The sequence below is a fragment of the Pectobacterium brasiliense genome (assembly GCF_016950255.1).
Classification (GTDB): domain Bacteria; phylum Pseudomonadota; class Gammaproteobacteria; order Enterobacterales; family Enterobacteriaceae; genus Pectobacterium; species Pectobacterium brasiliense.
In genome coordinates this window covers 2,238,265-2,252,456 of sequence record NZ_JACGFN010000001.1, presented here as the reverse complement: position 1 = coordinate 2,252,456, position 14,192 = coordinate 2,238,265, and the positions used below count along the sequence as shown (strand labels likewise).

The following is a 14,192-nucleotide window of genomic DNA, read 5'->3' as shown; positions in this document are numbered from 1 at the left end:
TAGAACGATAACGTCGCGCCAGTTTTTTGTGAATGAAGAATGAAGGGCATTCTTTATTAACCACGACGACGTTAAAGTTAAGAAAAATAGAGAGTTAACTATTTTATTGCATAAAATATGCTTGTTTAAAATAAACAGCGAAACGTTTCGATATCATCCAGCCTTTCCTTTTTCCTCTCCACTCCTCCTTCTGTCTGTTCATAAATTATTCCCTTAGGCATCATGGGTTATTAAATGCTGGCAATAGGCTCTGTAAATTTTCTTTATTTTTAGCGTGTTGAATCCTACAGGATGACAAATGAATAAATAGACTATCGTCTAATTATTGATGCTGTTTAGCTGATATAGCGCTTATCGCCGATAGCACGTTTTCATAAAACAGACGTCAGTTTTTTATTAATCACCGTGTCGGTTTACCAATAGCGGAACGTATTTTCCCTAATATTTCTGATTGATAACGGATTACTTTAATTATTCTTCGATTTCTGGTTCCCCTTTTTACTCTCTCAATTGGCATAGTTTTTGAAAACAAGCGTTTCTTATGCGATAGGGGATAAATAATGGTTAAATTCCGTACCCACCTATTGGCGCGTACTTTACGCGCCGGGGTACTTGGGGCGTCGTTTGCCTCAGTGTTGCCAATGGCGGTGGCCTATGCTGCGTCTGCGGCACCTGTCCAGCAATATACGGTGTCGTCGGGCCCGCTCAATCAGGTGCTCAATCAATTTGCCCAGCAGGCTGGCGTATTACTGTCTTACGATCCGGCTGTCGTGGCGGGTAAGCGCGGTGCTGGGTTGCAGGGGAACTACAGCGTTGAGCAGGGCTTCCAGCAGATCCTCAGCAATAGCGGCCTAAGCGCACAGTACAGTGCTGATGGCAGCGTGACGCTAGTGCAGCGCACGGCGAGTGAGCCTGTGCCTGTATCAGCACCTGTTACTGTTAAAAACGATCGGATCGTCGTTACTGCTCCACCGAATACGGCAATGAAGCTGGATGTGCCGATTTCAGAGACGCCACGTGCGGTTGCGGTTGTGACGGAGAAGCAGATCGAAGAGCGCGGTGCGCAAAAGATCGATCAGGCGCTGCGCTATAGCAGCGGTATCCTCGCGACGCCATACGGGCCGGACAATAAAGCCGAATGGGTGACTATTCGTGGATTTAGCGATCAGTCACGGTTCCAGAATGGCCTGGCGACGCTGAATGAAGATGGCTTCTACGGCCAGCAGATTGAGCCGTTCGGCGTCGAGCGTATCGAAGTCCTGAAAGGCCCCGCCTCCGTTCTGTACGGGCAAAACCCGCCGGGCGGTCTGGTTAATGTCATCACCAAACGACCAACGCGTTTGCCGCAGGGGAAAGTCGAGCTGGAATACGGCTCTAACGATTATCGCCATCTGGCTGTCGATAGTGCAGGTCCGTTAAATGATGACGGCTCGGTGCTGTATCGGGTTGTTGCGCTAGCGCGTGATACCTCGGGTGAGATGGATTTTTCGAAGAGTAAGCGCTTTTATCTGGCACCGAGCGTCACGTTCCTCGGAGAAGACACGGAACTGACCGTGTTAGCCAGCTACATGGATACGAAATCCGACACGACCAACGGCTTTAAGCTGCCGTACGGTACACTACATGGCACACCGTTTGGTAAAGTCGGCTATAAAACGTCGTTGGGCGAACCGGGGATGAACCGCCACGACAGCCGACAGTTCAACTTAGGCTATGAGCTCACACATCATTTCAACGATACCTGGACGTTCCACCAGAATGTGAATTATGCCTATCTGAATTTGGATTTGCGCAATGCTTACGCGCTGAGCATGGCTGATGATCGCCACGCCAACCGTGGGCTGACCTACCGTGACGGCTTTGCGCAAAACTGGGCTACGGACAACCGTTTAGTGGGCGAATGGCAGTGGGAAAATATTGAAAATACTATGCTGCTTGGGTTCGACTACCGCCGTGCCAATACGCAAAGCCGTGATGGGAATTTGTACTCCTTTGGCCAACCTATCGATATTTTTGACCCGGTTTACGGCAACTATACGTCGCCGGACAGCCAACTGTTCGATCACCGCTCTGGCCGCCATCAGACGGGTTATTATGTCCAGAATCAGATTAAGTATGATGAACGTCTGATCTTCTTGCTAGGTGGACGTTACGACGTAGCGAAGTCTCGCGACCGTAATTTTTCATCAGGCGCGGATACTCGCACCGACGATACCAAATTTACCAAGACTGCCGGGGTAATGTACCTGTTTGATAACGGTATTTCCCCTTACGTCAGCTACTCAGAATCGTTCCTGCCGGTGTCGGGTCGCGATGGTTACCAACGTCCTTATGTGCCGGAAGAAGGCCAACAGACGGAAGTTGGCGTGAAATATACGCCGGAAGGCTTTAACGGTTATGCCTCTGCTGCCCTGTTTAATCTGGAACAGAAAAACGTTAAAACGACGGATCCTAAGAACCCGAGTTTGACTATTCAGGCGGGTGAAGCGCGTTCACGCGGCCTTGAATTGGAATTCAGTGGCGAGGTTTACGCCGGTCTGACGCTGACGGCAAACTACACGTACAACGAAGTGGAGACGACTAAATCCGGTTCTGTCGGTGAGGTGGGTAAACGCCTACCGGGCCTGCCTGAACATATCATGTCTGGCTGGGCGACCTATGCCTTTAACGGCAAGCTGGAAGGATTAAGTATCGGCAGCGGTGTGCGCTATGTGGGCAGTTCTTACGGTGACATCGCCAATTCGGCGGATATGAAGGTTCCGGCTTATACGCTGTGGGATGCGATGATCGCCTATGATTTCAGCAAAGACTGGCGGTTGCAGGTTAATGCAACCAACCTGACAAACCGTGAGTATGTCAGCGCCTGTAACTATTGGTGCTACTACGGTGAAGGCCGTAACGTTAGCGCGAATGTCAGCTATCGCTGGTAATCCTCTTTCTCTACTCTCACTGAAAGAAGCCTCCGGGCTTCTTTCTTTTTGCATGCACGCCATGCAACGCCCTCCTTTTTCGCGTAATCGTCATGATAAACGTGAATAGTCGTTGACTTTGCTGTTAATGATAATGAAAATCATTTCATTGCTGTCACATTGAGCGAATACCGTGAAGAGTCCCGCCGCTGCCTGCCTCCATCAGCCTGAAACCTTAAACGTTCAGCAGATTTATCATGACCATCATGCCTGGTTACAGGCCTGGCTGCGTCGGCGTTTGGGGTGTTCTCAGCAGGCCGCGGATCTGGCTCAGGATACGTTTCTGCGTTTGATCTGCCTGCATCAGGCCGATCGCATCCGTGAACCGCGTGCCTGGCTAACGACGGTTGCCCACGGGCTGGTGGTCAATCACTGGCGACGTAAAGACATCGAGAATGCCTATCTTCAGGTGCTGGCAGAGCAGGAGTTTGCGTTTTCTCCCTCGCTGGAACAGCAGGCTATGGTGGTGGATGCGCTGATGACTATCGACCAAATGCTGGCGACGCTGCCGGGCAAAGTGCGTCAGGCATTCTTGCTCGTGCATCTTGATGGCTTGACCTATCGGCAGGTTGCTGAACAATTAGCCGTTTCCGAGCGGATGGTGAAAAAATATATGGCACAGGCAATGCTGAATTGTCTATTGTGTCAGGACTTATGATTTCCTCTATTACTTCTTCTATTCCGAAAGATGTTCTTCATGCCGCCTCTGAGTGGTATGCCACGTTGTATGATGAAGACTGCTCCGAACACGAGCGTCAGGCATGGCAGCGATGGTTACATCAGGATGATTCCCACCGGCTTGCCTGGCAGCAGGTCGAACAGATTCACGCCCGCTTCTATGCGGTAGACAGCCAATTAGCTTCTTCGGTGCTGAGCAAGCGGGGTGGGGAACGTCGGCGCATGCTCAAACTGTTGGCGATTGCCAGCCTTACCGGAGGCGTGGGCTTTAGTCTGCCGTGGGAAAGCTATGCGGCGGATTACCATACGGGAACGGGCGAAACGCGTGAGCTCAACATCGAAACAGGGATGACCGTCTGGCTCAATACGGATTCAGCATTGAATCAACAAGGCAACCCCGCGTTGTCTCAGCCGCTGACGTTTCAATTGCTCAAAGGTGAATTGATGTTGGACAACCGAACGGCTCACGCAGCCCGGTTGACCACGCCCCATGGCGATCTCGCTGCTTCTGCACATTCCTGCCAATTAGCGTTGCGCTATACGTCCGCCCACAGCGTCCTCTCCGTTTTTAGCGGTGAGGTCTTGCTACAAACGGCTGTACCCGCTGCGCAGCGCGTGATGGCAGGGCAGCAGGTTATCTTTACCCGCGACAGGAGCAGTGAACCCGCGCCCGTTGAGAATTTCCGCCAGAGCTGGCGCAAAGGGCAACTGGTCGCGGATAACATGCCGTTAGGACAGCTTGTTAATGAAATTGCCCGCTATCACCACGGTTATTTTCATGTTGATTCTGCGGTGACGATGCTGCGGATTTCGGGCGTTTTCCCGCTACATGAAACCGATCGCCTGCTTGACGCCGTTGCGCGGACGCTGCCAGTGAAGGTGACCCGGCGTTTTTCCTGGTGGGTGGATATCCGTCCGAGCTAAAACACGGCTGGTATTTCGTTGGTAAAACACCAAAAATATCCCTCGGTTGTTATCATTCGCAGAATAGACATAAATCTGGCACATATATATCAATCTGTTGGTACCGAAAAAGGCGTAACATACTCCACAAAGAGTACCCTCGGCGTTGCCTCTTCATACGGGATGTCATCATGCAGTTACTGAATCTGAAACAAGCTCGCCTGTTGAGCTTTTTCTTTATTATGGGTGGCCTGCTTATATTGCTGCCTTTACGCCTGCTGGCCTGCTTTATCGCCGGTTTTTTGGTGTATGAAATTGTGAATTTACTGACGCCCTATTTTCAACGGGTCATCAGTGGTAAGCGCGCCCGCTGGATTGTGGTCGCGGTGATCAGCACGTTGGTCGTTAGTCTGTTGAGTCTATTGTTTGGCAGTCTGGTCGGGTTGTTGATGCAGGAAATGAAGGATACGGCGGCTTTCAATGTGCGCATTGGCTATATCCTCAATGATATTCAGCAGCAGATCGTCCACTACTTACCGGGGTATCTGCCAGTCAGTATTGAAGAGCTCCAGCACGAGCTGCTGCAATGGGTTCAGGCGCATATTGTGATGTTGCAGAACATGGGGAAAAGTTTTCTACATGGTTTTGTGACGATGCTGATTGGTATGGTGCTTGGCGCGATTGTCTCGCTTTATAACGTCGATAAAGACACGGAAAAACCGTTACTCAAAGCGGAGTTACTCCGTCGGGTTTCGCTGCTGTCGGCTTCGTTCCGCAACATCGTTTTCGCTCAGGTGAAAATCTCTGCGGTTAACACGGTGCTGTCTGCCATTTTCATTCTTGGCGCTCTGCCGCTGTGTGGTGTCCATCTGCCGTTTGCCAAAACGCTGGTGGTGCTTACCTTCGTTTTCGGCCTGCTACCCGTGATTGGTAACCTGATCTCCAATTCGATCGTTTTCCTGTCTGGCTTATCGCTTTCATTGCCGATTGCGCTGGTCGCGCTGGTGTATTTGATGCTGATTCACAAGTTTGAGTACTTCCTGAATGCACAAATCGTTGGGACGAGGATCAAAGCGCACGCGTGGGAAATCCTGCTGGCGATGTTGGTGTTTGAAGCGGCGTTTGGCTTATCCGGTGTGATTGCCGCACCGATATATTACGCTTACCTGAAAAGCGAATTGAAAGAAGCCTCATTGATTTAATCCTGCCGAGCGGTTAATCAAAACACGGTGCGCTAAATGAATCAGCCCAATACGAGATTGGGCTGATTGTTTTTACCTGATACCTGTCTTCAATAACCGTCGGTATAAACGAACGTCTTCAATTAATGCTGTGCAGTAGCAACCTGCGGTTTAGCCTCTTCTGACTGAACGCCTAATGGGTTGTTACCCCAGCACTTCTCATATTCCCAGCCCGTTAGTTCTTCTGCGACAGCACGAGCATGAGCCGGGACATCGGCAATCGCGCCGCCCGCTTTGATACGTGCAATCTCTTCCAACAGAATGGCGTGGTTTTTACGATCCAGCTTCATCTGCGTGGTGTAGTAAATCGCAACCAGCGCAAGACCGATAACACCCAGCGAGAACACGCCAACAATCGCCTGTACGGCAGTTTCCGGCTGCACTGACTGCCCAGAGACAAAGCCGAATTGGCTCAGTGTCCAGCCCATCGCGAAGACAATCACAGAGCGAACCATTTTACCGGCAAACGTCATGGCACCGGCGTAAATCCCTTCACGACGACGCCCGGTCAGAACTTCATCCACATCGGCCAGGAAGGTATAAACCGTCCAGGGAATGTAGTAGATACCCCCCGTGCTCAGGCCAAATACGGCAGTAATCGCGAACAGAACAAAGATGGTCATGTCTTCTGACCAGTTAGCGAAATAGAGCGCGGCATACGCCATCACGCTGACAATCACCACCATCAGAGCCAGACGGAATGGTCGCGCAAAGCCCATTTTGACGCAGATACCGATGAAGGCTGCGGTAGAAATGAGCTGCATAATTGAGCTGAAGCTATTGAGGTGTGATACCAGCGCCGTATTCTGCTTCAGACCAAAGACGATGAAGTAGGTGAACGCGGAAGCGAAAAGCCACTCAGCGCCAAAGCCAAACAGGTACATCCCCAGATGCTTGCGGAAAATACGCAGACGGAAGGTGGAAACCATATCCACGCTCAGCTTTTTCATCGCTTGCCACAGGCTGGACGTGCTTTCACGGACGATTTCGTTGACCGGACGTTCCCAGGATGTCATATACAGCGCGATCATCGCCGCACACATAATGGCACCGTAGACCAGACCAGTGTAGAAGAATGGCGTTGCTGAATCTTTACCGTAGATGGCAATAAACTGCCCAGGAATGAACGCTGCCAGGAAGTTGGCGATTTTACCGAAAATGGCTTTAGAACCTGTCAGCTTAGAGCGCAGTTTAAAGTCAGAGGTCATCTCGGTAGCCAGCGTCTCATACGGCACCATGATCGAGGTGTAAATCAGCTCGAACAGCACGTACGTCGCCAGATAGTACCAGAAGCCAAAGCCTTCAACCCATAGCATGGGGTAGACCAGAACCAGCGGGACACCCAGTAAAATAAAGAAGCGGCGGCGGCCAAATCGGCGACCAACCCGGGTGTTGTAGAAGTTATCGCTGATGTATCCCATGATGGGGTTACTGACCGCATCGATGATGCTGGCAACGGAGAAGATAGCAGCAGCCTGAACCAATGTTAACCCACAGAATGTGGTGTAAAAGTACATCAGCCATGCGCCGCTGATAGCAAGCGCGCCACTGCCAAGCAGGTTCGCGCTGCCGTAGCAGAACGTGTGTTTAAAAGAGATTGGTTTATTCATGATCAGCCTAATTACAAAGATGAAACAATATTTCAGTTCTATTGAACTATTATTTCTTTATCATTTGCTCTATTGAAAAGAAAGTAAACTGACGATCACGCTTTAGTGCGCTTTTAATGACGATCTGTCAGACGGATCATGAAATAAGATATTTTAATTTGCTTTTTATAATTTTTTGATCATGTATTTTTGTTCTTAATTTACAAAGTCTGTAGGTTTCTTACGGAAAAGCAGCACGCGTGCCGATTGGTGATGAAGTGATAGTGGGCGCTACCCCACAAATCGATAGCGTGATGTGAAATAACGCATTGACCGCAGAGAGGAAATGTCGTCATCATCCCGCCCAGTTTACTTTATCGTATTCCCTCATCAGGAGCCGTAACGTGAGTCATTTGCTGGTCTATGCCATTATTTATGTGATTTTTATTGCCGTGATTGGGTTATTTGCTTTTCAGGCGTGGTTGCCTTCGTCCGCACCGCGTGGGCTGAGAGATCGTGCAGGTATTTTGGTCGGGGTATTGCGCTGCGTTACGCTGTTTCTCGTCGTTTCCGCACTGCAAATTTTGTTTCCCAATTCGCTGTTGGATAAGCTCGTTTGGCTGGTTGCCGTGGCGATGTTAGCGATCGCGGTTATCGGTGCGGGAATGAGTTGGTCATCGCTGCCGTGGCTGGATGAAACAAAGGGGAAAAGTCGCACTCTGGTGCTGGGTGTCCAAAGTGCGTTATACCTTGCGCTGCTCGGATTTATCGTTATTTAAAGTCTTGTACCAGTGCAGCCACGGTGTTCTTTGCGCCGTGATCGCGCAGCTTCAGATAAGCCTGTGCGATAGCGTTGAAGACATCGTGGTTTGCTGATATATCCTCGCCGAAAATAGAACGAATATTGAGAAACGCGCTGACCCGCTCGGCGTTATCTGACGTTTCCGCAACGACCTGCTTGAGTTTATCAGCCAGCGGATCGCGGATCTCGATAGGGTTGCCTGCATCATCTTTTCCACTGACATAACGCATCCAGCCAGCGACCCCTAATGCCAGACAGCGATAGTCTCCTCCATTACGCACATGCCAGCGAAGCGATTCCAGCATGCGCTGGGGCAGCTTTTGTGAACCATCCATCGCGATTTGCCAGGTTCGATGCTTGAGCGCGGGGTTGGAAAAACGAGTAAGCAGCTGAACGGCGTAGTCTTTCAGGTCGATATCCACCACGCTGAGCGTCGGTGCCTGCTCCAGCAGCATGAGATGAGACACGGCGCGGCGATAGTTCTCGTCATTCATACAGTCGCTGACGTGATCATAGCCAGCGAGATAGCCCAGATAGGCTAAAAACGAGTGGCTCCCGTTCAGCATGCGCAGTTTCATTTCTTCAAACGGTAGTACGTCATGTACCAGCTGCACGCCCGCTTTTTCCCACTCAGGGCGTCCGGCAGTGAAATGATCTTCGATCACCCATTGAATAAAGGGTTCACAGGCTATCGCACAGGGATCGGCGACGCCAAGGTGATCGGCAATTTCCTGCAACGCTTCTGGCGTCGCGGCAGGGACAATGCGATCCACCATTGTATTCGGGAAAGAAACCTTGGCCTCGATCCAATCGATCAGGCTCTGATCGTTGAGCCCCGCCGATTCCAGCACGGCGGCTTTGGCTGTTTTACCATTTTCCGGCACGTTATCGCATGAGAGGATGGTGAACGGCGCGATTCCGCGCTCGTGACGCAAGCGCAGCGCTTCCGCCAGCAATCCCGGTACCGAAGCAGGATGACGAGGATCGATAAGATCCTGCTGAATCAGCTTGTTGGTCCGATCCAGCTTGCCGCTCGTCCCATCCATGCAATAGCCTTTTTCGGTAATCGTCAGGGAAACGATGGCGGTTTCGGGCGCGGCGAGTTTCTCAATAATAGCGCCAATGCCTTCTACTTTTGCATGTAATGATTCACACACGGCACCGACGACAATTGGCTGATTGCCCGTCGCCGCTTTTTCCAACACGGTAAACAGATGATCCTGTTGGCGCAGCGCCGTGATCATGGTGTCGTCGCTGAACAGTACGACTTCACAAATTCCCCAGTCTCCTCCCACCATATTCAGCACGCGATCGGTGAGCAGTGCCTGATGAGCGCGATGGAAAGCACCAAAACCGATATGGACGATACGTGGCTTCAGCGCCTTACGATCGTAGTGAGGGAATTGGACGCTAGCAGGCAATTCGCAGGTAGCGATATTTTTTATTTTATCAGTCATTTAATGCGCTTCGGGTGGGGGATTTATAACGTTAAAAGTAGCTGTGATTTGCAGGCGGTGCAATACGTGACGAGCAGATAGGTTACGGTGCGCACGTTTTTTTCTCTGCGCAAATTTTAGCGCTTTTTCAGATTCGGTTCAGCGGCGGAGCTCGGTTTTGTGAGGAGGCTTCAGCGTAATAATGTAACGCTGAAATTTAGTCTTGTTTTTACTAACTTATCTCCATTTCTTCTACATCATCAAGTGCGTTTCCCGATCGCTGTCTGCTATTTTGTCTGGATATTTTCCTCACTTCGACGATCAACAAAAAGGCCCGTAAGATGAAACTTGAATCCCTCGCGCTACATCATGGTTATGAATCTGAAGCGACAACGAAGTCCGCCGCCGTGCCGATTTACCAGACGACCTCTTACACATTTGACGACACGCAGCACGGTGCCGATCTGTTTGATCTGAAGGTGGCGGGCAATATCTATAGCCGTATCATGAACCCGACGAATGCGGTGCTGGAACAGCGGCTGGCGGCCATTGAGGGCGGCATCGGCGCGTTGGTGCTTTCCTCCGGTATGGCGGCAATTACTTATTCGCTTCAGGCGCTCACGCAGGTTGGGGACAATATCGTCAGCACCAGTCAGCTATATGGCGGCACCTATAACCTGTTTGCCCACACTCTGCCGCGTCAGGGGGTTGAAGTGCGGATGGCCTCTTTCGATGATTTTACGACGCTGGAATCGCTGATTGATGACCGCACTCGCGCTGTTTTTTGTGAATCTATCGGGAATCCGGCGGGAAATATCGTCGATATTGCCAAAATCGCGGAGATTGCGCATCGCCACGGCGTCCCAGTGATTGTTGATAACACGGTGGCGACGCCCGTGCTGTGCCGGCCTTTTGAGCACGGCGCAGATATCGTCGTCCATTCACTGACCAAATACATCGGCGGTCATGGCACCACAATCGGCGGCGCGATTATCGATTCCGGCAAGTTCGATTGGGCCGCGAACAAAGCGCGTTTCCCGTTACTGAATGAGCCCGATCCGTCTTACCACGGCGTGGTATATACCGACGCTTTCGGTCCGGCGGCCTATATTGGGCGCTGCCGCGTGGTGCCGCTGCGTAATACGGGCGCGGCGCTTCCTCCTCATAGCACGTTCTTGCTGTTGCAAGGGCTGGAAACGCTCAGCCTGCGCATCGAACGTCATTGCAGCAATGCGGAAGCGCTGGCGGGCTACCTGAATCAGCATCCGCTGGTTACCTGGGTGAACTATGGCGCGTTGCCGGATAGCCCTTATAAAGCAAACTGCGACAAAATTACCTCGGGTAAAGCGTCTGGGATTATCAGCTTTGGCATTAAAGGCGGGAAAGCATCAGGGGGACATTTTATTGATGCGCTGAAGATGATTTTACGACTGGTGAATATTGGCGATGCCAAATCGCTTGCGTGTCATCCGGCAAGTACCACGCATCGGCAGTTGAATGCGGAAGAGCTGGCGAAAGCAGGAGTGAGTGAGGATCTGGTCAGAATTTCGGTCGGCATTGAGCACATTGACGACATCATCGCTGATGTGGCACAGGCGCTGGAAGCCTCACAGAAAAAGTAAACGGTAGGGATAGTAGAGAAACGCGTTGGAAACCTGAATGGATTTCCAACGCGTCATCGCGATTACGAACGGCTAGCGTCGGTCGCTGCAGCTGTAGGCTGTGATTCCGCTGGTGCGGCATTTTGCTCCGCATTAAGGCTATCTTGCGGCTGCTGTGCTTCTGGTGCAACAGGTGCCGCAACAGATTCAACCGGAATGGCTGGCGTGGCTTGTTCGATCAGACCATTGATTTTGGTCGGCATACCAGAACGTCTCTGGATTGCCTGATCGACTTCGCTGGTGTTCACGCTGGCGTCGGCCAGAACCTTGCTCACTTTTGGCGTCATGCTGATCGGGGCCGGAGAATCAGAATGGAATTCTTCTACCGTGCGAGACAGCGGGTTGTGAACTTCAACATAGCGTGAACCATCTGGTTCAACGGTGGCTTTCACTGGTTCATTGATGAACTGAACGCGAGTACCGACCGGAACGTTGTTGAACAGATACTTGATATCATCGTCACGCAGACGGACGCAGCCGTGGCTTACGCGCAGACCAATACCGAAGTTGGCGTTGGTGCCGTGGATCGCGTACAGGTTACCGATGTACAGCGCATACAGCCCCATTGGGTTATCTGGGCCAGCTGGGAAAACTTTTTGCAGGGTTTCACCGCGTGCCGCATATTCTGCGTGCATCTTCGCGGTTGGCGTCCAGGTTGGGCCCGCTTTCTTACGCTGAACAGAGGTTGTCCAGTTAATCGGCGTATCTTTACCTAACTCACCAATGCCGATTGGCAGCACGACCACAGTCTTGGAGCCTTTCGGATAGTAGTACAGACGCATTTCTGCGCTGTTGATGACAATGCCTTCACGCGGTGCATCTGGCAGAATCAACTGATGAGGAATGACCATTTTGCTGCCGGGAATCGGCAGGTAAACGTCCGCATCTGGGTTGGCTTCCATCATGTTGCTCAGGCCCATTTGGAACTGTGCTGCAAAATGTTCCAATGGCTGTGTGCTATCTTCCGGTACGGTGATTTCGATATTCTCGCCTACCAGTCGGCTGTTAGCCGCAGGCAGAGGATAAACAACGGCAAAAGCGGCCTGGCTGAATGCGGCGGCTGCAAGAACTAAAGTAAAGATCGCGCGAATACTCATTTTCGTTTCTTTATTTGAGTGGTAAATGCACCCCCCCGAATCAGGAGGCTGGTCTGCTAGGGTCGCCATGACGACCGGATGCGCATTATATGTGCAGAATGGCCTCTGAGGGAAACAACATGTGTAACTAATCACACTTTTTGGCATCCGAATGAGAAAGAAAGCCGCGTAGAGTGAACCTCGACTCAATTTCCCCCGTCTAACGTGGGTTTTTGAAAGCGGCGATTAGCCAATACCGGGAGAATCTGACGGGCATACGCCAGTCGTTCTGGGTCAATGTCGGCATAGATGAGAGCCGGTGTTTCGGGTGCCTGAACCACGACAACGCCTAAAGGATCGACCACCATACTGTTGCCGATATTCTTGACGCCGCACTCGCCAACGGCGACGAGATAGGTCGTGTTTTCCAGTGCTCTGGTGCGCACCAATAATTCCCAATGCGCTTCTTTCAGCGGCCCCTTAATCCAGGCGGAGGGAAGAACGAGTACGTCTGCACCGTCCAGCACCAGACGGCGTGCAAGCTCGGGGAAGCGGATGTCATAGCAGGTCATCAGTCCGACGTTCAACCCGGCGATGGTCAACAGCGGCGGAACGTCTTCGCCTGCCAGTACGTTTTCCGATTCCTGTACGGAAAATGCATCGTACAGATGCAGCTTCCGGTATTGCGCAACGATCTCGCCGTTGCGCAATGCCAGTAGCGTGTTCCAGACTTTCCCTTCGCCATTCGGGATATGCACACACAGCATGGTTGTCAGGTTGCTGCCTTTACTGGCTTCCAGCAGGTGCGAGATAAACGGGCCGTCAAGCGGCTGCGCGGCGGTGAGCACCATGTTGGGATTGGTGATATCGCGAGCCAGTACGCCTTCCGGTAGCACCAGAAGGTCGGCTCCGTTTTGCTGTGCTGCCGACATGAATTCAGTGATGGTCGCGGCGTTTTTCTGCCACTCGCGGTCAACCGCGAATTGTCCCAGTGCGACTTTCATGCTTGCTCCTTTGTTACCCGATTAATCGCGCTTGGCTGGCATCATGCGCAGCAGCGTGTTGTCTTTCATAACATAGTGGTGGAACAGAGCAGCCGCGGTATGCGCGGCAATGAGCCAGTACCCTAACGGTGCCAGCGTTTCATGCCAGCCAATTAGCGTTTCAGCAAGATCGAAATTCGGCGTCGCGGCTGTTGGCATACCGATTCCAAATAGCATCCAGTCCCGGCCGTTGTAATAGCGTGAGGCAATGCCCAGAGTCGGCAGAGTGATAAACAGCAGGTAAATGACGGCGTGGGTAAGTGAGCCGAGCGCACTTTGCCAACGTGGTGGCTGTGGAGTAATAGCGGGGGAGGTATGCCTGTGGCGTAAGAACAGGCGAGCCAGCATAAGAACCAGTATGGTGACGCCACAGCTAAAGTGCGTCACGATCATCACGGTGCGCAGCAACGAACCGCGTTCAGCAAATCCGCGTAGCTCGATGGTGGCATAGGTCACAACGAGCAACAGAAAAACCAGCCAGTGCAATGCAATCTGCGATGGTGCGAACTTTCCTTTCATGTTTCGTCCTCTGCGACGTTGAGAGCGGTTTAACACCGTAACGAGCGAATAATCTCATAAAGTATAAGGTAACTTGCGTCTTGTCAGCCCCTCTTTACCCTGCCTGACAAACTGGGCTATCCGCTCTGGATTCCTCGATATTCAATCTCGTTTAGACAGGGGAAAACGCAACGGTCTGTAAGGGGGCGGCCAGGGATGGCACGCCATAAAAAGTTTCCGGGAGAAATTTTTAACGTTGCATCAGCAACGGCCCGTAAGGGTGGCGGCCAGGGATG

General features: G+C 51.7%; 11 protein-coding genes. 6 read left to right on the top strand and 5 right to left on the bottom strand.

Features of this window, described 5'->3' with window-relative positions; all coding sequences use genetic code 11:
• The first annotated feature begins 560 nt into the window (after positions 1–560).
• The 4 genes from H4F65_RS10055 to H4F65_RS10040 all read left to right on the top strand — a co-directional run bounded on the left by H4F65_RS10055 (position 561) and on the right by H4F65_RS10040 (position 5,752).
• Positions 561–2,930 carry a TonB-dependent siderophore receptor gene (locus H4F65_RS10055; protein ID WP_010282316.1) on the top strand — a complete coding sequence of 790 codons (2,370 nt, stop codon included), beginning with the start codon at positions 561–563 and terminating at the stop codon, positions 2,928–2,930.
• A gap of 172 nt (positions 2,931–3,102) precedes the next feature.
• Complete coding sequence (locus H4F65_RS10050) at positions 3,103–3,627, top strand: sigma-70 family RNA polymerase sigma factor (RefSeq protein ID WP_010282318.1); 525 nt, start codon at positions 3,103–3,105, stop codon at positions 3,625–3,627.
• Positions 3,624–4,571 (top strand): FecR domain-containing protein, encoded by a 948-nt coding sequence (locus tag H4F65_RS10045; RefSeq protein ID WP_010282319.1) that lies wholly within the window; start codon positions 3,624–3,626, stop codon positions 4,569–4,571. The genes H4F65_RS10050 and H4F65_RS10045 overlap by 4 nt, the downstream gene beginning before the upstream one ends.
• Before the next feature lie 170 nt (positions 4,572–4,741).
• Positions 4,742–5,752 carry an AI-2E family transporter gene (locus H4F65_RS10040; protein WP_010282321.1) on the top strand — a complete coding sequence of 337 codons (1,011 nt, stop codon included), beginning with the start codon at positions 4,742–4,744 and terminating at the stop codon, positions 5,750–5,752.
• A 122-nt stretch (positions 5,753–5,874) separates the two neighbouring features.
• Here the strand turns inward: H4F65_RS10040 and H4F65_RS10035 are convergent, their stop codons facing one another.
• Positions 5,875–7,401 carry an MFS transporter gene (locus H4F65_RS10035; RefSeq protein ID WP_010282324.1) on the bottom strand — a complete coding sequence of 509 codons (1,527 nt, stop codon included), beginning with the start codon at positions 7,399–7,401 and terminating at the stop codon, positions 5,875–5,877.
• A gap of 383 nt (positions 7,402–7,784) precedes the next feature.
• Between H4F65_RS10035 and H4F65_RS10030 the strand changes: the two genes are divergently transcribed.
• A complete protein-coding gene (locus tag H4F65_RS10030) occupies positions 7,785–8,159 on the top strand; it encodes a hypothetical protein (RefSeq protein ID WP_010282326.1) in 375 nt (124 codons plus the stop codon).
• Here H4F65_RS10030 and H4F65_RS10025 read toward each other — a convergent pair.
• Complete coding sequence (locus H4F65_RS10025; protein ID WP_010282328.1) at positions 8,152–9,639, bottom strand: mannitol dehydrogenase family protein; 1,488 nt, start codon at positions 9,637–9,639, stop codon at positions 8,152–8,154. The genes H4F65_RS10030 and H4F65_RS10025 overlap by 8 nt on opposite strands.
• A gap of 320 nt (positions 9,640–9,959) precedes the next feature.
• Here H4F65_RS10025 and H4F65_RS10020 point away from each other — a divergent pair, with 320 nt between their 5' ends.
• Entirely contained in the window at positions 9,960–11,240 is a 1,281-nt protein-coding gene (locus tag H4F65_RS10020) for an O-acetylhomoserine aminocarboxypropyltransferase/cysteine synthase family protein (RefSeq protein WP_010282330.1), read from the top strand.
• A 62-nt stretch (positions 11,241–11,302) separates the two neighbouring features.
• Here the strand turns inward: H4F65_RS10020 and H4F65_RS10015 are convergent, their stop codons facing one another.
• The 3 genes from H4F65_RS10015 to cybB form a co-directional block, all read right to left on the bottom strand.
• A complete protein-coding gene (locus H4F65_RS10015) occupies positions 11,303–12,376 on the bottom strand; it encodes a L,D-transpeptidase family protein (RefSeq protein ID WP_010282336.1) in 1,074 nt (357 codons plus the stop codon).
• A 185-nt stretch (positions 12,377–12,561) separates the two neighbouring features.
• Positions 12,562–13,359 carry a deaminated glutathione amidase gene (locus tag H4F65_RS10010; RefSeq protein ID WP_010282340.1) on the bottom strand — a complete coding sequence of 266 codons (798 nt, stop codon included), beginning with the start codon at positions 13,357–13,359 and terminating at the stop codon, positions 12,562–12,564.
• A gap of 21 nt (positions 13,360–13,380) precedes the next feature.
• On the bottom strand, positions 13,381–13,917 hold the full coding sequence (gene cybB, locus H4F65_RS10005) for a cytochrome b561 (protein ID WP_010282343.1): 537 nt from the start codon (positions 13,915–13,917) through the stop codon (positions 13,381–13,383).
• Positions 13,918–14,192: the final 275 nt, after the last annotated feature.

Excerpts from the sequence above, each read along its gene's own strand:
- H4F65_RS10035 (WP_010282324.1), bottom strand. The coding sequence starts at position 7,401 with ATGAATAAACCAATCTCTTTTAAACACACGTTCTGCTACGGCAGCGCG.
- H4F65_RS10045 (WP_010282319.1), top strand. The coding sequence starts at position 3,624 with ATGATTTCCTCTATTACTTCTTCTATTCCGAAAGATGTTCTTCATGCC.
- cybB (WP_010282343.1), bottom strand. The coding sequence starts at position 13,917 with ATGAAAGGAAAGTTCGCACCATCGCAGATTGCATTGCACTGGCTGGTT.
- H4F65_RS10055 (WP_010282316.1), top strand. The coding sequence starts at position 561 with ATGGTTAAATTCCGTACCCACCTATTGGCGCGTACTTTACGCGCCGGG.
- H4F65_RS10010 (WP_010282340.1), bottom strand. The coding sequence starts at position 13,359 with ATGAAAGTCGCACTGGGACAATTCGCGGTTGACCGCGAGTGGCAGAAA.
- H4F65_RS10015 (WP_010282336.1), bottom strand. The coding sequence starts at position 12,376 with ATGAGTATTCGCGCGATCTTTACTTTAGTTCTTGCAGCCGCCGCATTC.
- H4F65_RS10020 (WP_010282330.1), top strand. The coding sequence starts at position 9,960 with ATGAAACTTGAATCCCTCGCGCTACATCATGGTTATGAATCTGAAGCG.
- H4F65_RS10040 (WP_010282321.1), top strand. The coding sequence starts at position 4,742 with ATGCAGTTACTGAATCTGAAACAAGCTCGCCTGTTGAGCTTTTTCTTT.
- H4F65_RS10025 (WP_010282328.1), bottom strand. The coding sequence starts at position 9,639 with ATGACTGATAAAATAAAAAATATCGCTACCTGCGAATTGCCTGCTAGC.